Below are 25,058 nucleotides of genomic sequence, written 5' to 3'. Positions count from 1 at the left end.
ATAGAGAATTTTCTTATATTTCTGTTAATATAATAGTAGTAAAGGTTTGACCTCAAGTTTATCCCTCATTTCCAGGTGAGTATTTTAAGCTTTATTTCCTGATGAACTTCATAAGGATTTCACAGAGTCCTCTATGGTTTTTAAAACTTCTGCACCATGCATAAAAATTCTGTTATTTATGCATCTGCTTTATTTTTCCAGTAAGAATGTATTTACCACCAGGACACATTACATCACAACTTGAAGGAAGGTTTTATATGGAGAATATTAAAGAGACTGTTATGGAAGTGATTCATTCTGTTTTACCGATTACATTAGTGGTTACAGCCTTGCAATTTACCATTATATGGCTTCCTATGGAATTATTTATCCAGTTTCTAATTGGTTCGGTTTTAGTTAGTGTTGGCCTTATTTTGTTTTTGTTAGGTGTAAATGTAGGATTACAGCCTGTAGGGGAAATGATTGGCTCGGCATTATCCAAGACTCGAAGCCTGTTGATGATTCTCTTTTTCGCTTTTGTTTTAGGCGTTGTGGTTACAATAGCAGAGCCTGATGTGCGGGTTTTATCGACGCAGATTGATCAGGTCTCAAATGGAGAAATCCCCCAGAGTATCTTGATTTTGTCTGTGGCTCTAGGGGTAGGGATTTTTGTCTCATTAGCCATATTTCGTATTATATTTAATGTTAAGATAGTGTATTTGCTTGCTGTTGGTTATGGCCTCGTATTCTTATTGGCTGCTTTCACACCCCCGACTTTCGTTCCCATCTCCTTTGATTCAGGTGGAGTCACAACGGGTCCATTAACGGTTCCTTTTATTCTGTCATTAGGATTAGGGGTGGCATCTGTCCTGCGAGGAAAATCAGCCTCTAGAGATGGATTTGGGCTTATTGGGCTTGCATCTATCGGTCCCATCTTATCGGTCCTGTTATTGGGGGTTATCTACGGATGAATATACACATATTTCAAGGTTTTGGTGATGTGCTCGTTGATGTCACCATGGCCCTGTCACCACTTTTGATTGTCTTCTTATTTTTTCAGGTTTTCTTTTTAAAATTACCTATTCGAAGGTTTAAGGATATTGGAATAGGCTTCTTACTATCATATTTTGGTTTAGCTTTCTTTTTACAGGGTGTACACATCGGTTTTCTTCCAGTTGGTGAAATAATGGGAGAAAAATTAGGCACCTTCCCACACAAATGGTTTCTTATTCTCGTAGGATTTATTCTAGGGTTTTTCGCTGTTTATGCTGAACCGGCGGTAGCCGTCTTAAATCGACAGGTTGAAAGGGTATCGGCTGGTTATATTCCTCAAAAGGTGCTGCTTTATACCTTATCTATTGGAGTTGGGTTAGCTGTTGCTTTATCCATGATTCGAATTATTTATGGAATTTCCCTATGGTATTTTATTCTGCCAGGTTATATAATAGCGTTAATCATGATAAACTACTCTTCAAAAGTCTTTACGTTAATTGCTTTCGATTCGGGCGGTGTTGCCACTGGCCCAATGACTGCAACATTTATATTAGCGATGTTTGTAGGTATTTCCTCTGTTACGGAAGGGCGTAATCCTCTTCTTGATGGTTTCGGAATGGTCGCTTTAGTTGCACTCGCTCCGATTCTATCTGTTTTGACGTTGGGAATTTTATTCGGTAGAAAGGAGAAGAGGCAGGAATGACGATTTTGAATCAGGGTCAAAAGGTAATCGTCACCATCGTAAAGAAGGATAAAGCGAAAAAAATTATTCAGGAATCCAAAAATGCTGGGGCCCAGGGGGGCACCACCCTTTTGGGAAATGGTATAAAAATGAATGAAAAAAGAAGAGTATTAGGGATCCCTGTGGAACGTGAAAGAGCTATAATCTTAACCCTCGTTCCAAATGATATATATGAAAGCGTTTTAAAAGCGATAACAGAATCAGTAAATCTGAATCAGCCAAGACAAGGGATTGGCTTTGTATTAGATACAAAAAACATTGCAGGTGTTTGCCATATGCTAGGCTTTGAGGTGGATAGGGAAGCCTCAGAGGAAGAGGGGGTAAGCGATATGTTAGAAGATCAAAAGGTGTTATATGACCTTATTGTAACGATTGTAAATAAAGGTGATTCGGATCAGGTTGTAGAAGCCTCTAAATCTGCTGGTGCTGAAGGTGGTACTATAATTAACGGACGTGGCACAGGCATTCATGAGAAGGCAAAACTTTTTAATATTTTAATTGAGCCGGAAAAAGAAGTGGTATTAACTTTAATAAGCCGGGATAAAACGAACGACGTACTGGAAGCTATAGAAGAAGAAGGTGAGTTAAATAAACCTGGAAAAGGAATTGCCTTTGTAATGGAAGTTGAACGTACGGTAGGGATTAATCATCTTTTAAATCACATGGTAAATGAAAAGTATAATGAGGTAAAAAAATAGACTTTATAGCTAAGTCCTTAAGGGCTTAGTTTTTTTACGTTGATTTCTCCATTTATCTTTCTTCTGTTTGTTAGCTTTAAATGAAGTCCTTTAATTTTTTGTGGAATTTTTTGTTGACAAATGATTGGATAGTAGGTATGATACATATCGTGACCAAATAGTCATTCGTTGTGACTGATTGGTTTTTTATTGGTATAAAAGACTTTTTAAGTGACTGTCTAAGTGATGATGATATCAATATCCATGACGGCGTTTTAACGTTTTACCGCCTGAATAAATGCTAAATAGGAAAGGTTTCAACTGAGATACGAGAACAAATAGGATTAGGAGGTAGTAAAATGACGGAAACACAACAAGAGTTTAAAAAAGGCCCAATGATTGCGGTTATGCTTATTGGTGCTTTCTTTGCTTTACTTAATGAAACCTTATTGGCAACAGCGCTGCCAAAAATTATGAATGACTTTGGAATAACTGAAAATAAAGTTCAATGGTTAACGACAGCCTTTTTACTTACCAATGGGGTTATGATACCTATTTCAGCTTTTTTAATTGAGCGTTTTAGTACGAGAAAGATATTTTTAACGGCCATTAGTATTTTTACTTTGGGAACATTAGTAGCTTCTATTTCTCATACCTTTCCACTATTACTTACGGCTCGGGTAATCCAGGCCGTGGGATCCGGGGTCATGCTTCCACTTATGATGACAGTAGTTCTTACGATTTTTCCTGTTGATAAACGAGGAGGAGCAATGGGTTTTGCAGGTCTGGTCATTGCCTTTGCACCTGCTATTGGTCCAACACTTTCAGGGTGGCTTTTAGAATATTTCTCCTGGCGGTCTTTGTTTTACGTAGTGTTACCTATTGCGATTTTAAATCTTGTGTTCGCTTATTTTGCAGTGAAAAATGTTACAAAATTAACCTATCCTAAAATTGATGTTTTATCCATTCTCTTATCTTCATTTGGATTTGGTGGGTTATTATTTGGTTTCAGTAGCGCAGGTGAAGATGGTTGGACAGATAAGACTGTGCTTACCACTATATTGGGTGGAGCTGTAATTATCGCCTTGTTTATTTGGCGCCAGTTGAAGTTGAAAACACCGATGTTAGAGTTTAAAGTATTTAAATTTAGCCGTTTTACCATAGCATTAATTGTCACCATGGTGGTGATAATGTCAATGATTGGTGCAGAGACCATGCTCCCGTTATACATGCAAAATACACGTGGATTTAGTCCACTAGAATCTGGTTTAATGCTATTGCCGGGTGCTATCGTTATGGGGATTATGTCTCCAATTGTAGGATCATTGTTTGATAAAATCGGTGCTAAAAAATTGGCTGTTACTGGACTTACTATTGTAGGAATAACCACTTTTATGTTTACAAATTTATCTATGGATACTTCATTCGTATTCCTATCTGTTATCTATGCCATTCGAATGTTTGGTTTATCAATGGCTATGATGCCTGTTATGACAAGTGGTCTAAATCAGTTGCCACAAGAATGGAATGCCCATGGTTCAGCAATGGCTAACACGATGCAACAAGTATCCGGGTCCATTGGAACGGCAATTCTCATGACGGTTATGACAACAGCTGCAAAAAATTATGAACCAAATATGCAAGGCTTACAGGGTCTAACGCAGGCTGAAGCTCAACAACAAGTGATGAATCAAGCTTCTCTTAGCGGATATAATCAAGCCTTTATTTTAGCTTCTGTATTATCGTTTGGCGGTATGCTTCTTTCGTTCTTTTTAGAAAAGAAAGGGAGGAAAGAGAAAACTGACCAACAAGTAACGACATCGACAACCCAAACAGTAAATGAAGGCTAGTAAGCCAAATAAATAAGGTAGAACACAAGCTGTGAGATAAAAAATCCTTAAAAAAACAAAAATATCCTTGTTAAATCGTTTTATTTCTGTTATGTTATACGTAATAATCGTATACATTCTTATTTTCAATATATTTGAAGTAAGGATAGAGGTGCAGAGACCATGATTACTCATGTGGAGGAGAATGAGCTCCGCTGAAGCATGGGAAAAGGGGAATCTGCCGAAGTGGAGGGAGTCTCATTATCCTGAAGCTGGTTCTGTTTTTGAATAAAGGCAGGACTGTCATATAGGAGACTATATGGAGGGCTATCTAATGCTTTAGAACTGGTATATGTTCTATTTGCAACAGCGGCTCTCTCGTTGTTGCTTTTTATTTTGGTCCTCCACACCTAAAAAATCCTTAGAAAAAGGGTGTGAAGCTATGAATTTCGGTCAAGTATTAACAGCTATGGTAACACCATTTGATCAAAATGATAATCTGGATTTGGAGGCAACGAGAGGATTAGTCAATTATTTAATCGCTAATGGTTCGGACGGTTTAGTCGTTGCGGGGACAACAGGTGAATCTCCAACCTTATCACATGATGAAAAAGTAAGGCTTTTCCAGTTTGTTGTGGATGTAGTAGATGGAAGAGTGCCGGTTATTGCCGGAACAGGTTCTAATAATACACAAGCTACCATTGATTTAACAAAAGAAGCAGAAGAAATGGGTGTAGATGGAGTACTGCTTGTAACCCCATATTACAACAAGCCTTCTCAGGAAGGAATGTATCAGCATTTCCATACGATTGCGGAGAGTACCCAACTTCCGATTATGCTGTATAATATTCCTGGACGAAGCGTTGTAAATATGGAAGTGGAAACCATTAGTCGTTTATCACAAATTGCGAATATTGTATCTATAAAAGAAGCGAGTGGAGACTTAGATCGAGTCACTCAGATTGTTACACATACCCCGGATGAATTTACGGTTTATAGTGGTGAAGATAGTCAGACATTACCACATCTTTCTGTAGGAGGAACAGGTATTGTATCGGTATCTTCACATGTGATTGGTAATGAGATGCAGCAAATGATTAATCATTATAAAAACGGAGATGTGGCTAATGCTGCAGCCATCCATCGCCATATTCTGCCGTTAATGAAGGAGTTGTTTGCAGCACCTAGTCCAACACCTGTAAAAGAAGCTTTAAATCGAATTGGAATACCAGTGGGAAGTGTACGTTTGCCGCTTGTGCCTTTAAATGATACGGAACGAGCTTCATTGTACAAAGTATTGGCTAATCATCAAATTGGAACGAATGAAGTTGCTGGATGATAATTATGGTTAGAGAATAGGCATAGGCTTATTCTCTTTTTTTGGTTTTTTACTACTGATAAATATCGTAAAAAATATGAATTTGTATGGAAAAAATAAATCTGTACTGTTTTTCAGCCAATAAAAAAGATCGCCTTTTCATAGGCGATCTTTTTAAGAAGTAAGATTGTAACTTAATGTTGAGAGCTTTATCCACCAATCACCATTTGCGCCAATTTACCTGTTAACAAGCCGGCGTAAGTTCCAACAATAGTACCTAGTATTCCCATTAATAAACCAACTGGGGCTAAAGCTGGTTGGAATACAGAGGCAACAATGGGGGCGGAGCTTGTTCCTCCAATGTTTCCTTGAGAACCAACTGCAACGAAGAATAATGGGGCTTTGAGTAGTCGTGCAGCTGTAAATATCGTGATAATATGAATCGAAAGCCATACGGCTCCCATTAAAATAAATTGCGGTGCTTCTACAATATCAGCCAGATTGGCCTGGGCTCCCATACTTGTTAGGAAAAGGAAAATCCCAAGATACCCGACTTTACTGGCTCCATAATATTCGAGATTACGAACTTTTGTAAAAGATAGAATAATTCCGATAGCTGTAATGATAATAAATGTCCAGGTTGAAACATTCATAATATCACTTTTTGGAATGAAGTCCATTTTCGCAAGCATTCGAATTAGATAAGAACCTGCAAAAGCAATGGCGATAATCGCAAATAGTTGTGGTAGTTGCAAAGGCTTTGCATTATTTTCAATATCAGATGCAATTTCTTCGTTTACTTTTTTAATCGTGGAATTATCTGCTTTATTCCATTGGTTAAATCGATCCTGGAAATTGGCAAGAGCAATCATAACTCCCATCCAACTGATTCCAACCAGTGTATCTGTTAAGATAATCGGACTTAAAATATCATCAGGTGTATGAAATGCCTCAAGCATAGCTCCCATATTCGCCGAACCGCCAATCCAGCTACCTGCAAGGGCTCCAACTCCTCTCCAGGTATCTTCAGGTAAAATACCCTGGAATAAGCCAATGGCAATCGGACCTCCAATGACCACCCCTAAAGTTCCAGCTAAAAATACTAAAACCGCTTTTCCCCCGAGTTTAAAAGTAGCCGGAACATTGGTACTAATCATTAATAGTAATAAACCAGCAGGCAGGATATAAGTACCTAAGAAGCTATATAAATCAGAACTTTGAGGAATAATTCCAAAGGTAGTGGAAAGCATCGGTAAGAAATACATCCAAATCACAGGTGGTGCATATTTGAAAAACTTCTGGATTCCTTTATTATTTACAGTTGATAACATAAACATCATTCCGACAATGGCGATTAAATAAGCAAAAACCGCCATCGGCTCTTGTATCAATGGTTCTCCATTATTCATGCTGTACACTCCTTCTGGGTGAAAATATTGTGACATTTTGAATTGTGAAATTACAAACAATCACACATGTAAGAAAAATAAATTTTAGCACACCTATTTTTCCATATGCAAAGGAATATATCTCCAACCTCCTATAAGGAAAAAGGATGTGGAAGATTCCACATCCTTCATGAATAATGAGAAAGTGAGACACTGACTTCAGAAGGTAATGCAATTTTGTCATCTTTTGCACGATAGGATTGATAGTGGATAAGGGGTTGTCCCTGTTTCATAATTCGGCAGCCAAGAATTTGCTGGTGTTTTTTGCCTTTTGTTTCTAAATAAACTTCAAACTTATTTAGTTTTAAATAGCAATCATTAAAGATTAGATTCAAATATTCCTCTTGCTTTATTTGTGTTTCGGGGTGTAATAAGAGAACGGTGGCCAAGTCGTGAATGGTAATGTGCTCTGTTCCCTGCATTCGTTGTAGAGCAGCTTTTACCGTTTCTGCCCATTTTCCTGTCTTCTTTTTTGCCTGTTTCCATAAACCATTTAGAAAATCATTCATATTAAATTCCTCCCTATAAACTATAGGTTTCCCATTACACATCAAACATGTAATTGTGTGGTAAAAAATGTGTATATATAGCAGAGAGAACAAAAGGAGAAATATTTAGTGGGAATCAAAGATCCAGGATTATCTGTACACCGTAACGGATGCATTTATTAAGGAGAATGATTACAAGGATGTATGAAACTGTATTACAAAACTAAAAATACCTAAAAAAGCTAAGCATATGTATATGCTTAGCTTTTTTAGTAGTGATGTAAAGGAGGGATGAAAATGAAAATAGGTGTTGCGCTTTCTGGTGGGGCTGTACCTAAATTTGCATGTATAGGTGTTTTAAAGGCATTAGAAGAAGAAGGCATTCAAATTAGTCATATTGCTGGAACGAGTGCAGGTGCCATTGTAGCTGCTCTTTATGCATATGGATATACACCCTGTCAGATTGAAATTCAGCTTCAACAGCTGAGTAACTCGCATATAGATGTTGATTGGAAGGGGATTAGTCGCCGTTTTCTCTTCTTTCATCGGAATTTAGATGGAGGAGTAAAGGGGGAAAAGCTGCAGTCACTTATTCATCAGTTGACAGGAGATGATACTTTTTCAGCTTGCCAAATCCCTTGTGCTGTATCGACTACAGACCTTAGAAGTCAGCAAACAATCGTGATTAGCTCTCATCTTATAAAAGACTTTGAAACACTATTAGATATGCCTATTGATAGAGGAGTAAGAGCAAGTGCTTCAATTCCAATTATGTATCAGCCTGTGCGTTGGAATGATTACATTTTAATTGATGGCGGAATGCTAAAAAATTGTCCGGTTGATATTGTTAAAGGGTTGGGCGCTGAGAAGGTATTAGCCATTGATCCTATCTCAACATTTTCGAATACGGAACCTTATGATGATATGTCAACGATATTAAACCAGTCCATGAATATTTTATTAGAGGCTCAAATGAGAGAAGATTATACAAAAGCCACTATGTGTTTAAAACCAGATTTAGGGGATGTAGGATTGTTTGATTTTAAACAAATTTCTCGCTGTGTTGAACTAGGATACTCTCATACAAAAGAGCGAATGGACAATTTAATTGAAACATTTTCCTGCTAATAATCGTTTTATGTCCTAAATCCATGAAACTTGCATAAGCATTTTATTAGAAATCTATTCTCTCTTAGTTTTATAATGATACATAAAGAAACTGAAGTATATTTTTATTTAGTTCCTATTAATTGATAATCTCTCTTACATTTTGTACAGTAAAAATGTACTGACGATTCCTTTTTGGCAGAAATCCGCAACACTTATCTTAGATATATTTTAGGAAATGCTCATAAGTTATTTATAATAATTATAAAAAAGTATTGACTATAAACCTATATATATTATAATTTTAAGTGGGTAAAATCTTTGAAAATATGAGGTGATTAAAGAATGGCTCAAGACAAAAAATACTTAACGACGAGTACTGGTACCCCAGTATCAGACAACCAGAACTCACAAACAGCAGGAGCGCAAGGCCCAACACTTATCCAGGACGTTCATTTGCTGGAAAAACTGGCTCATTTTAACCGTGAACGTGTACCTGAGCGTGTTGTACACGCCAAGGGTGGAGGAGCTTATGGTACATTTGAAGTAACCAACGACGTATCTAAATACACAAAAGCTGATTTCTTATCCGAAGTTGGTAAGAAAACAGACATGTTTATTCGTTTCTCAACTGTTGCGGGTGAGCTTGGCTCTGCTGACACTGTACGCGACCCACGTGGTTTTGCAGTGAAATTCTATACGAATGAAGGAAACTATGACTTAGTTGGTAACAACACACCAATCTTCTTCATTCGCGATGCCATTAAATTCCCAGACTTTATCCATACGCAAAAGCGTAACCCAAGAACACACTTAAAAGACCCTGACGCTGTATGGGATTTCTGGTCTCTATCACCTGAATCCTTGCACCAGGTAACATATTTAATGGGTGATCGTGGTATTCCTGCTACATGGCGTCATATGAATGGTTATGGAAGTCATACATTCAGATGGACCAATGATGAAGGAGAGTCTGTATGGGTTAAATACCACTTCAAGACTGATCAAGGCATTAAAAACCTAACCAATGATGTAGCGGATAAAATGGCTGGTGAAAACCCAGACTACCACATTGAAGATCTTTACAATGCCATTGAAAAAGGTGATTATCCTTCTTGGACGCTTTATGTACAAATTATGCCTGAAGAGGATGCGAAGACATATCGTTTCAATCCATTTGATGTAACGAAGACTTGGTCACATAAAGATTATCCATTAATTGAAGTAGGTCGCATGACTCTTAATAAAAACCCTGAAAACTACTTTGCAGAAGTAGAACAAGCAGCATTCTCACCAGGAAACTTTGTACCTGGAATCAGTGCTTCTCCTGATAAGATGCTACAAGGCCGTTTGTTCTCTTATGCAGATGCACATCGTTATCGTATTGGTGCAAACCATACTGCACTTCCAGTTAACCGTCCAAAAGTAGAAGTAAATAACTATCAGCGTGATGGTTACCTACGTTTCGACGGAAATAACGGTGGTGCACCAAACTATGAACCTAATAGTCTTAATGGACCAAAAGAAGTACCTGAAGCGAAACCAGCTTCCTATGAGGTAAATGGTTTTGCTGAAGCTGTTGGTTACGATGATGAAGATCATTATCAACAGGCTGGCGATTTATTCCGTCTTATGTCTGATGAAGAAAAAGATCGTCTAATAGAAACAGTTGTTGATTTTATGAACCCTGTTCGTCAAGAAGTAAAAGAACGTCAAGTTCAAAACTTCTATAAGTGTGATCCAGAGTATGGCCGCCGTGTTGCTGAAGGACTAGGCGTTGCTGTACCAGAAGGTGTAAAATAATTTAAGAATTAGATTTCGCTTTTCATCTCTCAATCTCATTCTCAGAAAAACCGTCCTTAATGGGGCGGTTTTTTTGTATTAGGTCGCAGTGGGACAGGTGAGGCGTACTAGTAAGGTAGCAGTTTGGCAAAGAAATGGTTGATTGCAGCACAATAAATCGATATTTACGGCAAACAATGGAGGTGCTGACAAATAAATATGTGTTGGCAGTAAATAAAATAACGCTACTTGGTTAATATTTTCCGCAAAATAGCAAAATAAAATTTCATAGACTCTAATATAGCCAAACGATACGATAATAAATACTAGCTAAACGAAAAGATGTTTCAAAATTGATGAAAAATTATAAACTTCCAGTTGACTTTCTAATTGAATATAATTATCATTATCATTGATTAGTTAATTGATAATCTTTTTCAATTAGTTAGAATATTCCGTGAATTAGTTGTTGATTGACAGATTATCACATGTTAAATGGGGTATTTACAACTAGAAAATTACATATAGAGGGAGGAGTACGAGGTGAAAAAGTTCTTTTTAGTTCTGGTAACGGGTCTTGTGCTTGTTTTAGCAGCATGTGGAAATACAGAAAATCAAGAGGATGATTCGAAGGCCAATCAGAATAAAGACGAATCAGACTCTACAAATGAACAGGCTTCTGTTACAATTGAAGATGTTTATGATAAGAAAACGATTGAAGGGACTCCAAAACGAGTTGTCGTACTTGAGTGGGTCTATGCAGAAGATTTATTGGCTTTAGGTGTTGAGCCAGTAGGAATGGCAGACATTGAAGGTTATCATAATTGGGTAAATATTGAACCGAAGTTATCTGATAAAGTTAAAGATGTTGGAACTCGCCAGGAGCCGAATCTTGAAGCGATTTCACGTTTAAACCCCGATTTGATTATTACGGCAAGTTACAGACATGATGCGATTATGGAAGATTTAGAATCGATTGCACCAACATTAGCCTTTAACCCTTATCCTGAAAAAGGGCAAGGGGATCAATATCAGGAGATGAATAGTACCTTCAACAAAATTGCCAAGGTAATGGGCAAAGAGGATAAGGCTGAAGAGGTTTTAGCTAATATGGAGGATACATTTGAAGAGTCCAAACAGAAACTGGTCGATAACGGCTTTGATAATACACCTTTTGTGTTAACACAAGCCTATAGCGGACAGAACACTCCTACGATTCGTCTGTTTACGGACAATGGAATGGCAACCCAAATAATGGAGAAGCTTGGCTTACAAAATGCTTATGATGAGACTGATTGGGAGTTGTATGGTTATAAGCAGACGGATGTAGAAGCACTGCAAAACTTCCAGAATGCCCATTTCTTTTATATTGTTCAGGAAGACGATAATGTGTTTGAAAATCAATTAAGCGGTAATCCAGCCTGGGAAAATCTTGATTTTGTAAAGAATGACAGACTTTATCAATTACCAGGAGATACGTGGACATTTGGTGGCCCGCTATCTGCCGAAACATTCGCCAGCCAAATCACCAATGTCATGTTAGAAAAGAAGTGATGTAAATGCCTGATTCAAATAAATGGATAAAAGCGGTTCTCACCTTTGGAGGGGGAGCCGCCGTTTTATTTTTACTCATATTTATACATATTAATCAGGGAAATGTACATATAGCGATCTCGACTGTACTTGAATCGATTTTTTCCCCACAGGATATCATTGAACACCATACCGTGCGTTATTTGCGTATGCCCCGCGTTGTGATTGGCATATTAGCAGGGGGAGCACTTGCGGTTTCGGGTGTGATTCTCCAAACGGTTACAAAAAACCCACTGGCTTCAGCAAGTACATTAGGGATTCACTCTGGAACGTACTTTGCTGTCGTTTTTGCTACGGTCTTTTTCCCTGCAGCTTTAGGAGCAAACGGGTTGCTTGTAGCGATGCTAGGGGGACTAGCGACAGCTTTTTTAGTCTATGCTCTCTCAGGTGCGGGCTCGACTACCACGCCCGTCAAGATGGTTTTAGCAGGTATGGTGGTCAGCATCATGTTTTCCTCCTTTACATCCGTCATTCAAATTTTTTACGAATATGAAACAAGCGGGCTGTTTTTATGGGGGGCAGGATCACTCGTACAAAATAATTGGTCCGGTGTACAATTTGCTTTGCCTCTTGTTATTGTTAGCTTTGTCATTCTATTATTAATGGCTAAAAAGCTTGATATTTTGCGACTAGGAGAGGAAGTATCGACTTCACTGGGGCAAAATGTTAATCGGGTGAAGCTATTTGCTTTAGTAAACGCAGTCTTTTTAACCGCTGTTACTGTAAGTGTTGTCGGCCCGATTGGATTTGTAGGTCTTATTGCCCCCCACTTAGTGAAATTAATTGGTTACCGTAATCATAACCTTTTACTTCCAGCGGCCTTTTTATGGGGAGCAAACGTTTTAATTGGAGCTGATGTATTAGCGCGAATTTTAGATGATTCATTTTCTGAACTTCCGGTTGGTGCGGTGACGGCTTTAATTGGATCTCCATGGTTAATTATTCTGGTCGTCCGAAAATTTCGGGCCAATTCCAGTGAAAAAGGGGCGGTATCGGCAGGACAGGTTCAGTTGCCGATTTCTCCTAAATGGTTATTTACGTCATTATTGTTCTTATTGGTCATCGCGATTTTTATTGGTATATCAACGGGGAATTATGGTGTGGAAATCGGTGTAACGATCGATGTAATCTTAGGAAACAGTAACGAGTTTATGCGTAATCTGATTTTTGATTTACGCATGCCAAGAATACTGGTAGCAGCTATAAGTGGAGCGGGGTTAGCGATAGCAGGTCTTGTTTTACAAGGGATTCTGAGAAATCCTTTAGCTGATCCATCTGTGATTGGAATTACATCGGGAGCAGGTGTCGGTGCCCTGCTTGTTCTTTATGTCTTTAGTCTACCAGCTTTCTTTATTCCGGTTGGAGCGTTTATTGGAGCTATTCTTGCATTCTTACTGATTATGTTCTTTTCACTTAAATCACATTTTCAGCCGTCTGTTGTGGCATTACTTGGAATTGGGGTTTCGGCATTTGGTTCCTCAATCATTCAAATTTTAGTCGTAGAAGCGGATATGGGAGTGGCTTCAGCGTTAACTTGGCTATCAGGCAGCACATATGCGAAGGGCTGGGCGGAGCTATTTCAATATTTACTACTTCCATTTGTTATTATTCTACCAATCCTGTTTATGAACATGAAAAAGCTGGATGTTCTATCTCTTGGAGATGAGGCAGCATTAGGTTTAGGATTAAGCGTAAAATCCACTCGCTTTTATATGGCAATGTTAGCTACCATTTTAGCGGCTGCGAGTGTAGCGACAGTTGGAACAATCGGTTTTGTTGGATTAATTGCTCCACACTTATCCCGGATTTTGATCGGTCCAAAAAATAAACAACTGTTGCCATTAACGGCGATTACTGGAGCCATATTCCTGACGATTGCGGATATTTTAAGCCGTACGCTGCTTGTTCCAAAAGAAATTCCCTCTGGTGTGTTAGTGGCCTTGATTGGTGCACCTTATTTTTTATGGTTGATGAAGCGGACAAATAAAATACAACGGTAAATGTAAAACGTGAATACTTGATTGAATTCACGTTTTTTAATCGAAAATCGGTTTAAGAATAGACTGCATGATGATTGTTTAATGTTAAATTAATATAAAGGAGCTTGCTAGAAATAATTGGAAAAGCGGGATGGAGCAAGTCATTCTGTATGGAATGGTATGGATTAGTATGTTAATCGGGATGAGCTTGGCTTTTGCCCTATTCACTTCGATTTATTTACAAAACAAGCGAAGTAAGAAGATTTTTTAACTTCTTTATATTCCATTCAGTTGTTATGGCGTGATTAAGATATTCATGTTGTCAGTAATTTTAGGAATGGGTTATCTATTGATCTTACTGGTATTTGGTATCGTATAAAGTTGTAAAAAGAAACAAACCACAAACTAATTAAAAAGATTTTTTATTATTGATTCCTTTAAGGAAGGAAAGATGACACTATGGAATACACTCTGATAAGTTTTTTACTTGTTATGGTCCTTTTTTTAGTGATAAAGGTTAACAAATTAGAAGGTCGGGTGAAAGGTATACAATATACGTTGAAGCAATTGACAGAGCAATTCGGAATAGGAGAAAATCCAATCGACGAAGAATTACGTGAGCTTATTAAAGAAGGAAAAGAAGTAAAGGCAGTAAAGAAAGCCCGGGAAACTTTAGGCCTGTCCTTAATTGAAGGGAAGGAATATATTGACCAACTAAAAGAGGCAAAATAATACGGATTACAATCCACAATTAAGATGATAGCTGTTTCTTATTTTTGGTTTCTTCTGGATGATTGATTTTTTAATTTTATCTTTTAACATGTCCGATATCTATTTTATGCTCTTTGTTTAAAACACCTTAAGGTAAAATACAAATAAAGGCGTGATCATTATGACAACAGAAAAATTATATTATCAGAATCCATACATACAGTCTTTTTCTAGCCGAATTCTTCAATGCGAAACAGATGAGTTGGGATGTTTCTACGCTGTTTTAAAGCAAACAGCCTTTTATCCCACAGGTGGTGGACAACCACATGATACCGGTACTATTAATGATGTACAGGTTTATGATGTAGAAGAAGTAGATGGAGTGATTCGGCACTATATCGATCGTCCCCTGGAAGAGAAGGAATGCTATGGAGAGGTAAACTGGGAACGACGATTTGATCATATGCAGCAGCATGCCGGACAGCATATATTATCAGCTGCATTTGAGGACATGTTTGGATATAAAACAGTAAGCTTTCATTTGGGAAAAGAAGTGTGTTCGATTGATCTTGATGTTCCCAAAATTTTAGAAGAGGAAGCAAGCCAAGTGGAGGAAAGAGCAAATGTAATCATTCTTGAGAATCGACCGATTGAAGCAAAGTGGGTAACACAAGATGAACTAAGATATTTCCCATTACGAAAGGCTATATCCGTAAATGAAAATATTCGTCTTGTTATTATTCCAGACTATGATTACAACGGATGTGGTGGAACACATCCAAAAGGAACGGGTCAGGTTAGTTCTATTAAAATTCTCCATTGGGAAAAGGAAAAGAAAAAGATTCGTGTTCACTTTGTATGTGGAAACAGAGTGAGAAAACAGCTACACGAAAAACATCAAGTCATACAGGGTTTAAATCCTTTATTAAAGGCACCTCAGGAGAATTTAGAAGCTGCCGCAAAACGCTTATTAGATAAACAAGAAATTCTGGAAAAAACCATTAGCGAGTTAAAAAAGGAGCTTCTACTACAGGAAGAAGATAAGCTGATTTATCAGGCAAAAAGAAGGAATAACTGCCGAATGGTCAAGGAAATTTATTCAAACAGACCAATGGGTGAGCTTCAGCAGTTGGCCAGGAATGTGACGCAAAAAGCTGACAATATGCTAGTGTTTATGGTTAACGAAAAGGAAGATAAGCTTCAAGTGGTTTGTGCGCGAAGTGAAGATGTTGGTATCAATATGAAAGCATTTATTACAGATTTGTTACCTAAAATAAATGGTAAAGGCGGAGGAAGTGAAACGATTGCCCAAGGGGGAGGAAACAAGCTTATTTCTTCAGATGCTTTATTAGAAGAAATGATAAAAAAAATAGATACATGGTACTTTGTATGAATAAAAGCCAACAATTGTGTGTTGGCTTTTATGATCCTCTTGAATGGACTTATTTCGTCAGTCCTACTTTCATTTAACAGGCGGCTTTCTTCTGGAATCCTAAGTGTCATTTTAACAGCTTAATAGATACCCTTATACTTATTTTACTCTTTTTAATTCTGCCTGCTCTGATGATTCACCAGTAATTTCAAAAAAGTATTCCTTATTTGTTGTTAATTCAAGTGTAACAGTATTCAAAGGTACTTGATTTGTTTGATCTTTACCTAATAATACAACCTCAAATGATGCTTCACCTTCTAATTTTAAATCTTTCTGGTCAATATATTCTTTCCTGAGAGATTCTCCTTTTTGTATTTTAGAACCATCAGCGTAACTGACACCGCCTGAGGTTTTCAATTCTCCATTTTTATAGGTTTTGAATCCTATCGAGTAAAAATCAAAATTCGCATTGTTTTTTATATTTATAATCATATTATCCTTGTTCGATTTCATTGCATCGCTTGCATTATCCGAACAAGCCGACAGAAGAATAACGAACAAAACGGTAATGGATAAAACCCATAATCTTTTCATAAAAGCATTCCCTTCTAATAAAATTCGATTTAAAGCAATTCCTTTAGCTTATTAATCAATGTCCATGTCACTTTGGTATTCAAGAATATCTCCAGGTTGACAGTCCAAAGCTTTACAAATGGCCTCTAAAGTGGAAAACCTGATGGCTTTTGCCTTTCCATTTTTTAATATAGAAAGATTCGCCATCGTGATTCCAACCCTCTCTGAAAGTTCCGTTACGCTCATTTTCCTTTTTGCCAGCATCACATCAATGTTGATTATTATCGCCATTGTTTTCACCTCAGACCGTTAAATCATTTTCTGATTTTATTTTAATTGCTTCCCGTAAAAGTCTTTGAAGAACAGCAGCGAACACCGCAATTACTATTGAAGCAAAGATAGGAACCATTCCAATTATGATGAGACCTGGTGCATCGTCCAGTTCTGCTACCAGATAGACAAATGGCATAATGACCACATACAAACCACTGATTGTCATGGCGCAAAACTTGATATTCTTTAAAGCTTGAACAGAATCCTGTGAAAAAGCTTTGTTCTTATCAATATAATTTAAAAGTCTAAAAGCCTGATACAATGCAATGTAAAATGGTATGGTTGATCCATACATACTAATTAAAATAGGATATAGTATATGGGCATAATCTGGATTCACCGGATCATGAGCAATGAAAAGCAAAATATATATACACAAAACAAGAACGGGGAGTCCAATAAGAATAACAGCTATCTTTAAAAAGAGTGTTGAACGTCGTTTCATATAAAGCACCTCACTTATTTATTATAAAATTAATAATAACACAAATTTTATCGTTTTACGATAAATTAATATTGAAATATGTTATTTTTTTATTGTTGAAGGGATGCTTTTTAACACCTGATAAGAATAAGAAATGAATTTGCCGCACAATCTATAGAATAACTAGACAGCAAAGGAGGAACAAACATTGTTCTATCACGTAAAAGAATTACAGTATGATGCCAAGCCTGAGCGGCCAGATCCGGTTTATGCAAAAAAGCTTCAGGAAATACTGGGCGGGCAATTCGGTGAAATAACGGTAATGATGCAGTACTTATTTCAAGGATTTAATTGCCGGGCAGAGAAAAAATACCGTGATATGATTTTGGACATAGGTACGGAGGAAATTGCTCACGTGGAGATGATTGCAACGATGATTGCACAGCTTCTGGACGGGGCACCGGCAAAGGAACAGGAAAATGCGGCAAAAGATCCTGTCGTTGAGGCGGTACTTGGTGGGATGAATCCTCAGCATGTCATTGTATCGGGCTTAGGGGCGACTCCAACTGATAGTGCTGGTTATCCGTGGAATTCCCGTTATACAATTTCAAGTGGCAATTTGCTTGCGGATTTCAGGGCAAACCTTAATGCGGAATCACAGGGACGTCTCCAAGTAGTGCGCCTTTATGAATCGACAAACGATAAGGGTGTTCGGGATATGCTATCCTTTTTAATTGCACGTGATACGATGCATCAAAATCAATGGATGGCTGCCATCGAGGAGCTCGAACAAAATCAGAAAGCTATCGTTCCAAGTACTTTCCCTCAGGACTTAGAAAAGCAGGAGGTTTCCTATTCTTTCTATAATTTCTCTGAAGGAACTGAAAGTGAAGAAGGTAGTTGGGCACATGGAAAAAGCATGGATGGGCAAGGAGAATTTGAATACATTGCTAAACCAGAGGCAATGGGCCAAATTCCGGAATTAAATCCATCCCCCAATTATATTCATGGGACCCCAAAACCGGGACAAATGCCACCAGGTACCGAGAGTGCTAAGTATGAACAGAATATGGAGCAAGGTCCAGGTCCAGTAAATTAGCCTTAAACCCAGCAAAAAATAATGCTGGGTTTTCGTTATTTTAAATGAATACCAAAGGCAGGCAGTTGGAAAATTATAATGGCAATATGAATTTCTCCATCCATTGTCATTCAATAAAATGTTTTAAATCATGAAGAAGACGATTCCATCCCTCTTCATAATCTTCCTCCCATGACGAATCAATCATGCCAAAGGCTGTATGATCAAGCTGTAAAATGGTTTCATTAGGGCGGTCTTCTTTTAATTTATAAATATAATAACTATTTACTGCTCCGGGCATCCCTAATGCTCCGTTGTAATGCAATTCCTCGTTCGACTTTATTAAATTCAGTGTCCCCCAAAGGGCTTCTTTTCCTTCTGCTGATGTTTCATAAAACTTTCCGCCAAGCTTACTTTCTGCAACAAGCTCAGATTGATCAAATAATCGAATGGACCACCACTTGTTAATGTCTTTGGTTAGAGCTTGGAAAACTTTCTCTCTTCCTGCCTGAATACAAATTTCCTGTACAATATGAAACGAATTATTCTCCTGTATTCTTGTCATACAATCATCACTCTCCTTTTTTTTAAATAAATGTTTTAGATTTATCATAGAGCTTGCATCATCAGCCTGGAATTGGTTCATCCACCTCCTATAGACTTCCTGTAGAGGAACAGCATGAAAATAATTAATTTTTTCTCTTCCATTTTTTCTCGTAAGGACAACTTGAGCGCTTTCCAGAATAGTTAAATGCTTCATTACGGCATACCTGGATACGTCAAACTGTTCGCAAAGTTCACCTGTGGTTAATGGCTGCTTGGATAATAAATCGATAATAGTTCTTCTGATAGGATGGGATAAAGCTTGAAATACTTTACTCATATTGTCGGTACCCACACAATTCCTCCTCATAGACTACCAAATAATAACAGGCTATTTATGTGACCAAATAGTAACATAAATAATTGTCTGAGTAAATAAAAAATGTAAAAAATTATAAAAATAAAAGGAGACAGGAACATTTTATTGAATATGTTAACCATACAGTTACAAATATGGATGAGGTGAAAGGAGGAGGAAAGCTGCTGTTTGAAATAACGATTCAATTTCGAGTGGACGATTTTCCAGAAGGCAGGTCATGGTACGAAAGGCTTTTTCAGCGAAAGCCTGATTTTGAACCTCATGCAGGGATCGCTGAATGGGAAATGATTCCTGGTAGCTGGCTTCAATTAGCACAAGGGACACCAATAAAAGGCAGTGGGCCATTACGTTTAGGTGTACCGGATATCGAAAGGGAGAAAGACAGACTCATACGTGAATTAGAAGTGGAAAACTTTACTGTAAATACTCGAGATGAGGTACCCGTTTACTGGGCTACCTTCGCTGATCCCTGGGGAAATGATTTGGGGTTATTTGAGTACAAAAATAAGGGTGATGAGAGAGAACGAGTAAGTGTAATATTAGGAAAAGAATATATTGAATAATAAATCATGCAAGTAAAAGTAACAATTAAAAAAATGAATAGCTTCCGATGTAGTTTTAACTCCTTATTCTATAATTGATAAAACCAAAAATCGTCATACACTTCGCAGTTCTATATGGAAATATATAGATGGCAGGTGGCAACTGTATTTCCATTTACAAGTAAACGAAATCGTAAATGAATAGAAGTTTTTAACTTAAGTCATGAATGTGATCAAAGGGATGTTCATTTTTAAAAAGTAGGAATATAAGGGAGGATATCATTTAATGAATGTAAAGGATATGTTATTAGCACAGCTGGATGCCTGTCGTGAAAATACGTGGTTTGTATCATTACTAAACGCAGTTGACGGTCTTACTGAAGAACAAGCAAAATGGAAGCCTAGTGAAGCAACAAACTCGATTTTTGAGATTGTGAATCATTTGATTTTCTATAATCAACGTTATTTAAACCGGTTCAAAGACATACCAAATGAAAAGAATAAGGATAACAATACGTTTACAAACAGAGAGAAATTAAGTTGGGATGCTGCGGTTAAACGTATCCAAAATATTATGTCTGAATGGACAGAAGTTGTCCGTGAGGCAGGTGAGAATAAACTCGATAATATGGCACTTGAACTAGCCCACTTGACGATTCATACGACCTACCATACCGGACAGATTATCTATATTAGAAAATGGCAGGGTACATGGAATCCGCAAGATGGTGTAAATGGGTAGATTGATTTTCATGAACTAACGCTTGGATGCTATCCAAGCGTTTGGGTATGTGGGTTATACGTCATCACTATGCTGTTCAACCTCTTGAATGTGCTGACGTGTATTGTGAATTTGTTCAAATGCTTGTTGAAATTGTGGATTTTCTGTTGCCTCAGTTCCTGATTGATCCTGAGCATTTTGCAGATTTTGCTCTGCATGTTTTAGTTGCTGTTTTGCTTGTTGGACAAGTTGAAAGTCTGTTCCCTGTGATAGACGAACAGCTTCCTCTGCCTTATCAATTTGTTTACTTACCTGCTGTAATTGTTGATGTAGGTTTTCTTCTGCCATTCCGGTATCCTCCATTACAAATCATTTCTATATTTATTATTTCTGATAGTAGCCGGATTATGTATGTTTTTCCAATAGAAACATACATAATCTCATCACTTGCTTCAAAGAACAAGAATTTAATAGGATGGATGATCTATAGAAGTTTTTTAAAACACTTGAACATGGAGCATCTTTAGTACGAAGAAAGAAAAGTTATTAACCATCCACCTAATCCACTAGTGGTGATTTCCATAAACAAATGGTAAAATAAGGGTAATAAATAACGGGAATATTTAGAATTTTTCACTGCAATAGCAAAATTCGACTCCTGGCAGGAAAGTCAATGTCAGGAAGCAATCGAGTGAAGAAATTGTCTTTAAATAAATCTATAAAACGTTGGATTTCAACCTTTTCGGGCGGGATTTCCGTCATCATCATTTTCAATCTAGTAATGGGTAAATCGTATATGGATGAAATGAAAAACGATCTAGTAATTATTATCTTGTTATTTATTGTTCAATTGGTTGCAGCCTTATATACAGATAAAGATTAAATCGTTATATGGAGGATGACAGGATGGAAACTATGACAATAAAAGAATTAGATTCGAAGGAAGAAATTCGGAAGGCATATCCCCTAATGAAACAATTACGAACGCATCTTGATGAGGAAACCTATCTGGATTTAGTGTTAGAAGCTATGGAGAATGATCGATATAAAATGGCAGTTCTATATGATAGCAATAAGCTGGTTGCAGTGACTGGTTTTAAACCAATGATTACTTTATATTACGGCAGGTTTGTATGGGTCTGCGATTTGGTAACAGATGTTAGAAATCGTTCAAACGGGTATGGAAGAAAACTGCTTTCCTTTGTTGAAAAATGGGCTAAAGAACATCAATATGAGCGGATAGCTCTTTCATCTGGATTACATAGAAAGGATGCTCATCAATTTTATGAGGAGAAAATGGATTATTATATAGCAAGTTATGTGCTGAAGAAAGACTTCCATTCATGAGAATTCTTCTAATTAAGAGGGTACACACATAAAGTATAGTAATAGAGACCTTCCTAAGGGGGAATGTGTGTTGGATTTTATTGTAAATTTCCTTGAGTATTGTTTTTCGAAAAAAAAGACTCTAATATACACCACATTTAATCAACAGGATTACTACAAGGTGATCGATCGGTTAAAAGCAAATCAAGTGATGTACAGAGTTGCATCAATTTCGAATGTGTCAACTTCACCAAGTGGAGCATACAGTGATTTAGGTGATGAATATAAAATTTATGTAAAACTTGATGATAAGGGAAAAGCACTTCGGGCCATTCACCAGTAATGAATACTTGGAAGATATCCCGTAACTATTATTTATCTGGGAGGGGTAGTAACAGCCGATAAGGAATCCTAACGGGCATTTTACGAAGGAGCAGGTTAGTTGCAGAAGATTTTTGGGAGGATAAGATATGAACGACGAGAATAAGAAAAAATATCTCAGATTGGTAATAGGATATTCAGGTCTTCTGCTTGTAGGGTTAGCCGCAGTGAGGCACATAACTGTTATCCAAGATACAATTGGGTAGGCATTGACTATGTTTGGTTATTTATGACTTGTTACTTACTTTCAATTTGCAGATAATAAGATAGGTGTTACTACAAAGGAAAAGGTTATATTTAGAACAGGTTTCTTAGCCGTTTTAGGAGTTGTTGCTTTTATTATATATAAATAGAACTTGTTCTTGACTAACGGGGGCGATAGTTTAACAAGGCGATCAACAATTTGGTCGTCTTTATTTTATCTATAAATAATTGGAATATTATGTTAACATTAGTTTAGGAGATATTGAGCTAACGGAGTAGGATTGTTCAATAAAAGGAGTGTTTATTTGCTGAAGATTTTACGTTATATTTTTTCGATAATAGCTATGGTATTTGCGGTTTATGGACTAATTACGAGTGATTTTAATTTTCAGCCTTATATGATGTTCTTCTTAGGTTTAATGTTGTTGGTAATGGGGGTAGAAGAATTTCAAAAAGAGCGAAAAGCGTATGGTTGGTTACTTGTTGTTGTTTTTCTATTTTTATTATTCGTATCGATTCAAACACTTTTATTACGTTAACGGGTGCGTATCTACAATAAGTAAGATGAATTTTCAAAAATGATATTGGTACTTTTTAGGGATAACTATTAGTGGTTGTACGTACCCTCCTAATAAGGAGGGATTATATGGTGAAAAGGACATTTATGATTGTTGGAATACTTATGCTGATTGGAATAACTACACATACTTTGACAAGCTATTTTTCAGAAGCTAATACGGCTGTTGCAGACGAAGAGGAACCAAAATCTTTAACCGCTAAAGAAAGAAATCAAATAATATCTACAATAGAATTGGTAACAGAACAGCTTGGTGAGAAGTATAACGAATTCACATAAAGAATTAAGAATACAAGTTAAAAAGGAACAAGATTATTTTAAATCAGTTAAAGGTGAAATGGAGTCCACTGTAAAAAACATCATAAAATCAACTCCTTTAAAGGACTATTCTGTTATTGTAGAAAGACTCGAAGTACCTTCATTGAAAGAAGAATAAAGAAGAATTAACCAAGATTTTTTACAAATAACATCTAGATTGAACAAAGGTCTAAAAGAGTATAATGTAGGAGATATAACTACGGATAGTAAAGAAAAAAGCATTACCATACAAACATCCATAGAAGGTTCAAGTAAAGATACCAACAAGTTAGCTTCGGATATTGAAGAAACTGCAAAAGAAATATTAAATAAACTAGAACTAAAGTCAGTTTCCAATATTACCTCTTTTGAAATTAAAATACGAAATGCAAATAGTGAAATTCTAAATTAGTGGGCAATTCATTTAGCGGGGCTATTCTTCAAGAAGGAGAATAGCTTGTTTTATTGAATTAAAGGAGCAGAAGAGTTTAACAAGTAAACTTAACTGAATATTGAAACATATCAAGAGAGCAATCGTATTTATATAAAGTAAATATAGTTTAAGGGGAAATTTGAAATGAAAAGATTTTTATATTATTTCGGTTGTACGGTTATTATGGGATTTGTTTTTTATCTAGGTGTGAAGTATCAAATTTGGTTAGAGGAAGAAGGGAATATAACATTTGATTTAATGCCTGTTTTGTTATTTTCATCCGTATTTCCTATTTTTATAGGTATGTGCTTACGATTGCCTAAGCTAATTGTTGAAATTAAAGAGACGAAACAATGGAAGTTTGATTGGATAAAGATAGTTGCAGTAGGTGTACCTTCCTTATATATCACGATACTCCCAATACTGTCTTACTATTCTGAGGTGAATTTGCTATTTAGCAGAGAGTTGGTAATGTTAGGCAATACAACATTGACAACAACAGCTGGAATTGTCTTTGGTTTTGTTTTGTTAGACAGTTTAAGCAAATGATAGCTATTAAACAAACGGGGGCGTATCTGGAACAAAAACGTAGACCTTATTGCATTAAAGGGCAGGTTAGTGGAACAAAGTAACTGGGGGAGAGATACTTGAAAAAAGAAATAATACTTGTCGGGACTTATCATTTTGAACAAGACGAAGAACTAATAGAAAAAAAGAAAAGGAAGTAATAGAGTTAGTTGAGTATTTAGCACATTACAAGCCAACTAAAGTCGCTGTGGAATGGGAAAAGTCAGAAGATAAAGAACTAAATATAGAATACCAAAAATCAAATGGAAATTATTCAATCGATGAAATTCAACAAATTGGATTTAGGTTAGCCAAAAAGTTAAATCACAAGGAAGTATATGCAGTGAATTGGGCAGGGGAAATTTCCCAAGAAGATATGACGGAACTTAATGCCTTAATTCAAGGTTCGTATCCTGAATTACTAAATACAATGAAGGTCATTAGTGAAAATGCTCCTGATATTAGTCTTAACACGCCATTGGTTAATTCGTTTAGAAAATTAAATAACAATGAAACTACTAAAGAACTAGAGAGAATGTACTTATCATTTGTTACTGTAACTGATAACAATGAAAAAATGATTGGTTTTGACTTTTTAAACAAATGGTTGGAAAGAGAATTGATGGTTTTCAAAAATATTGTTGAAACGAGTAATTCTGATG

29 protein-coding genes and 1 riboswitch are annotated in these 25,058 nt (G+C 36.8%); of the genes, 22 read left to right on the top strand and 7 right to left on the bottom strand.

The features are described from left to right. The first annotated feature begins 257 nt into the window (after positions 1 to 257). From BMX63_RS15225 to dapA, 5 genes are all read left to right on the top strand, one after another. Positions 258 to 950 carry a DUF1538 domain-containing protein gene (locus BMX63_RS15225; RefSeq protein WP_093137141.1) on the top strand — a complete coding sequence of 231 codons (693 nt, stop codon included), beginning with the start codon at positions 258 to 260 and terminating at the stop codon, positions 948 to 950. Continuing rightward, complete coding sequence (locus BMX63_RS15220; RefSeq protein ID WP_093137139.1) at positions 947 to 1,675, top strand: DUF1538 domain-containing protein; 729 nt, start codon at positions 947 to 949, stop codon at positions 1,673 to 1,675. The genes BMX63_RS15225 and BMX63_RS15220 overlap by 4 nt, the downstream gene beginning before the upstream one ends. After that, entirely contained in the window at positions 1,672 to 2,412 is a 741-nt protein-coding gene (locus tag BMX63_RS15215) for a P-II family nitrogen regulator (RefSeq protein ID WP_093137138.1), read from the top strand. The genes BMX63_RS15220 and BMX63_RS15215 overlap by 4 nt, the downstream gene beginning before the upstream one ends. 338 nt (positions 2,413 to 2,750) lie before the next feature. Continuing rightward, positions 2,751 to 4,241 carry an MDR family MFS transporter gene (locus tag BMX63_RS15210; RefSeq protein ID WP_093137136.1) on the top strand — a complete coding sequence of 497 codons (1,491 nt, stop codon included), beginning with the start codon at positions 2,751 to 2,753 and terminating at the stop codon, positions 4,239 to 4,241. Between the two features lie 138 nt (positions 4,242 to 4,379). After that, positions 4,380 to 4,558: riboswitch (Lysine riboswitch) on the top strand. 104 nt (positions 4,559 to 4,662) lie between these two features. Then, positions 4,663 to 5,559, top strand: coding sequence for a 4-hydroxy-tetrahydrodipicolinate synthase (dapA, locus tag BMX63_RS15205; protein ID WP_093137135.1), 897 nt, complete (start codon positions 4,663 to 4,665; stop codon positions 5,557 to 5,559). A 188-nt stretch (positions 5,560 to 5,747) separates the two neighbouring features. Here dapA and BMX63_RS15200 read toward each other — a convergent pair whose 3' ends face one another. Both BMX63_RS15200 and BMX63_RS15195 read right to left on the bottom strand, forming a co-directional pair. Next, positions 5,748 to 6,947, bottom strand: a complete 1,200-nt coding sequence (locus BMX63_RS15200) for a DUF819 family protein (protein ID WP_093137133.1) — start codon at positions 6,945 to 6,947, stop codon at positions 5,748 to 5,750. Positions 6,948 to 7,114: 167 nt separating this feature from the next. After that, the gene (locus BMX63_RS15195) at positions 7,115 to 7,495 is read right to left on the bottom strand and encodes a hypothetical protein (RefSeq protein WP_093137132.1); all 381 of its coding nucleotides are present in this window, start codon (positions 7,493 to 7,495) and stop codon (positions 7,115 to 7,117) included. A gap of 276 nt (positions 7,496 to 7,771) precedes the next feature. Between BMX63_RS15195 and BMX63_RS15190 the strand changes: the two genes are divergently transcribed. The 6 genes from BMX63_RS15190 to BMX63_RS15165 all read left to right on the top strand — a co-directional run bounded on the left by BMX63_RS15190 (position 7,772) and on the right by BMX63_RS15165 (position 16,039). Beyond that, complete coding sequence (locus tag BMX63_RS15190; RefSeq protein WP_177167348.1) at positions 7,772 to 8,602, top strand: patatin-like phospholipase family protein; 831 nt, start codon at positions 7,772 to 7,774, stop codon at positions 8,600 to 8,602. 324 nt (positions 8,603 to 8,926) lie between these two features. Continuing rightward, positions 8,927 to 10,384 (top strand): catalase, encoded by a 1,458-nt coding sequence (locus tag BMX63_RS15185; protein ID WP_093137128.1) that lies wholly within the window; start codon positions 8,927 to 8,929, stop codon positions 10,382 to 10,384. Positions 10,385 to 10,906: 522 nt separating this feature from the next. After that, positions 10,907 to 11,917 (top strand): ABC transporter substrate-binding protein, encoded by a 1,011-nt coding sequence (locus tag BMX63_RS15180; protein WP_093137127.1) that lies wholly within the window; start codon positions 10,907 to 10,909, stop codon positions 11,915 to 11,917. 5 nt (positions 11,918 to 11,922) lie between these two features. Further along, the gene (locus tag BMX63_RS15175) at positions 11,923 to 13,956 is read left to right on the top strand and encodes an iron ABC transporter permease (protein ID WP_093137125.1); all 2,034 of its coding nucleotides are present in this window, start codon (positions 11,923 to 11,925) and stop codon (positions 13,954 to 13,956) included. Between the two features lie 537 nt (positions 13,957 to 14,493). Next, the gene (locus tag BMX63_RS18545; RefSeq protein ID WP_245732851.1) at positions 14,494 to 14,667 is read left to right on the top strand and encodes a hypothetical protein; all 174 of its coding nucleotides are present in this window, start codon (positions 14,494 to 14,496) and stop codon (positions 14,665 to 14,667) included. A 160-nt stretch (positions 14,668 to 14,827) separates the two neighbouring features. Continuing rightward, entirely contained in the window at positions 14,828 to 16,039 is a 1,212-nt protein-coding gene (locus BMX63_RS15165) for an alanyl-tRNA editing protein (RefSeq protein ID WP_093137122.1), read from the top strand. A gap of 138 nt (positions 16,040 to 16,177) precedes the next feature. On the opposite strand, the gene BMX63_RS15160 is transcribed toward BMX63_RS15165, so the two are convergent. Genes BMX63_RS15160 through BMX63_RS15150 form a run of 3 tightly spaced genes read right to left on the bottom strand, consistent with a single transcriptional unit; the run spans position 16,178 to position 17,369 of the window. Next, a complete protein-coding gene (locus BMX63_RS15160; RefSeq protein WP_093137121.1) occupies positions 16,178 to 16,612 on the bottom strand; it encodes a hypothetical protein in 435 nt (144 codons plus the stop codon). A gap of 51 nt (positions 16,613 to 16,663) precedes the next feature. After that, positions 16,664 to 16,882 (bottom strand): helix-turn-helix domain-containing protein, encoded by a 219-nt coding sequence (locus BMX63_RS15155; RefSeq protein ID WP_093137120.1) that lies wholly within the window; start codon positions 16,880 to 16,882, stop codon positions 16,664 to 16,666. Between the two features lie 10 nt (positions 16,883 to 16,892). Further along, entirely contained in the window at positions 16,893 to 17,369 is a 477-nt protein-coding gene (locus tag BMX63_RS15150) for a DUF2975 domain-containing protein (protein WP_093137118.1), read from the bottom strand. A 187-nt stretch (positions 17,370 to 17,556) separates the two neighbouring features. On the opposite strand from BMX63_RS15150, the gene BMX63_RS15145 reads away from it, so the two are divergent. Next, positions 17,557 to 18,447 (top strand): manganese catalase, encoded by an 891-nt coding sequence (locus tag BMX63_RS15145; RefSeq protein ID WP_093137117.1) that lies wholly within the window; start codon positions 17,557 to 17,559, stop codon positions 18,445 to 18,447. A 106-nt stretch (positions 18,448 to 18,553) separates the two neighbouring features. Here the strand turns inward: BMX63_RS15145 and BMX63_RS15140 are convergent, their stop codons facing one another. Continuing rightward, positions 18,554 to 19,324, bottom strand: a complete 771-nt coding sequence (locus tag BMX63_RS15140; RefSeq protein ID WP_177167347.1) for an ArsR/SmtB family transcription factor — start codon at positions 19,322 to 19,324, stop codon at positions 18,554 to 18,556. Positions 19,325 to 19,482: 158 nt separating this feature from the next. On the opposite strand from BMX63_RS15140, the gene BMX63_RS15135 reads away from it, so the two are divergent. Together BMX63_RS15135 and BMX63_RS15130 are read left to right on the top strand one after the other, a co-directional pair. After that, a complete protein-coding gene (locus BMX63_RS15135) occupies positions 19,483 to 19,911 on the top strand; it encodes a VOC family protein (RefSeq protein WP_425441499.1) in 429 nt (142 codons plus the stop codon). A 265-nt stretch (positions 19,912 to 20,176) separates the two neighbouring features. Beyond that, the gene (locus BMX63_RS15130) at positions 20,177 to 20,632 is read left to right on the top strand and encodes a DinB family protein (protein WP_093137114.1); all 456 of its coding nucleotides are present in this window, start codon (positions 20,177 to 20,179) and stop codon (positions 20,630 to 20,632) included. Positions 20,633 to 20,686: 54 nt separating this feature from the next. On the opposite strand, the gene BMX63_RS15125 is transcribed toward BMX63_RS15130, so the two are convergent. Continuing rightward, positions 20,687 to 20,959 carry a hypothetical protein gene (locus BMX63_RS15125; protein ID WP_093136942.1) on the bottom strand — a complete coding sequence of 91 codons (273 nt, stop codon included), beginning with the start codon at positions 20,957 to 20,959 and terminating at the stop codon, positions 20,687 to 20,689. Between the two features lie 343 nt (positions 20,960 to 21,302). On the opposite strand from BMX63_RS15125, the gene BMX63_RS15120 reads away from it, so the two are divergent. From BMX63_RS15120 to BMX63_RS15085, 8 genes are all read left to right on the top strand, one after another. Then, entirely contained in the window at positions 21,303 to 21,494 is a 192-nt protein-coding gene (locus BMX63_RS15120; protein ID WP_093136941.1) for a hypothetical protein, read from the top strand. Positions 21,495 to 21,517: 23 nt separating this feature from the next. Next, positions 21,518 to 21,958 carry a GNAT family N-acetyltransferase gene (locus BMX63_RS15115; protein WP_093136939.1) on the top strand — a complete coding sequence of 147 codons (441 nt, stop codon included), beginning with the start codon at positions 21,518 to 21,520 and terminating at the stop codon, positions 21,956 to 21,958. Positions 21,959 to 22,028: 70 nt separating this feature from the next. Next, complete coding sequence (locus BMX63_RS15110) at positions 22,029 to 22,280, top strand: hypothetical protein (protein WP_093136938.1); 252 nt, start codon at positions 22,029 to 22,031, stop codon at positions 22,278 to 22,280. Positions 22,281 to 22,827: 547 nt separating this feature from the next. Then, positions 22,828 to 23,061, top strand: a complete 234-nt coding sequence (locus BMX63_RS15105) for a DUF3953 domain-containing protein (protein WP_093136936.1) — start codon at positions 22,828 to 22,830, stop codon at positions 23,059 to 23,061. A 107-nt stretch (positions 23,062 to 23,168) separates the two neighbouring features. Further along, positions 23,169 to 23,378 (top strand): hypothetical protein, encoded by a 210-nt coding sequence (locus BMX63_RS15100; protein WP_093136934.1) that lies wholly within the window; start codon positions 23,169 to 23,171, stop codon positions 23,376 to 23,378. 196 nt (positions 23,379 to 23,574) lie between these two features. Continuing rightward, a complete protein-coding gene (locus tag BMX63_RS18190; protein WP_093136933.1) occupies positions 23,575 to 23,808 on the top strand; it encodes a hypothetical protein in 234 nt (77 codons plus the stop codon). 165 nt (positions 23,809 to 23,973) lie between these two features. Beyond that, positions 23,974 to 24,378: a hypothetical protein gene (locus BMX63_RS15090; protein ID WP_093137112.1), complete on the top strand. Its 405-nt coding sequence runs from the start codon at positions 23,974 to 23,976 to the stop codon at positions 24,376 to 24,378. 226 nt (positions 24,379 to 24,604) lie between these two features. Next, positions 24,605 to 25,058: DUF5694 domain-containing protein (locus tag BMX63_RS15085; RefSeq protein WP_143060174.1), on the top strand; the 454-nt coding region annotated here is incomplete at its 3' end.

The organism is Salinibacillus kushneri, assembly GCF_900111405.1.
Classification (GTDB): Bacteria; Bacillota; Bacilli; order Bacillales; family Alkalibacillaceae; genus Salinibacillus; species Salinibacillus kushneri.
This window is presented reverse-complemented; position numbering and strand designations above follow the sequence as displayed.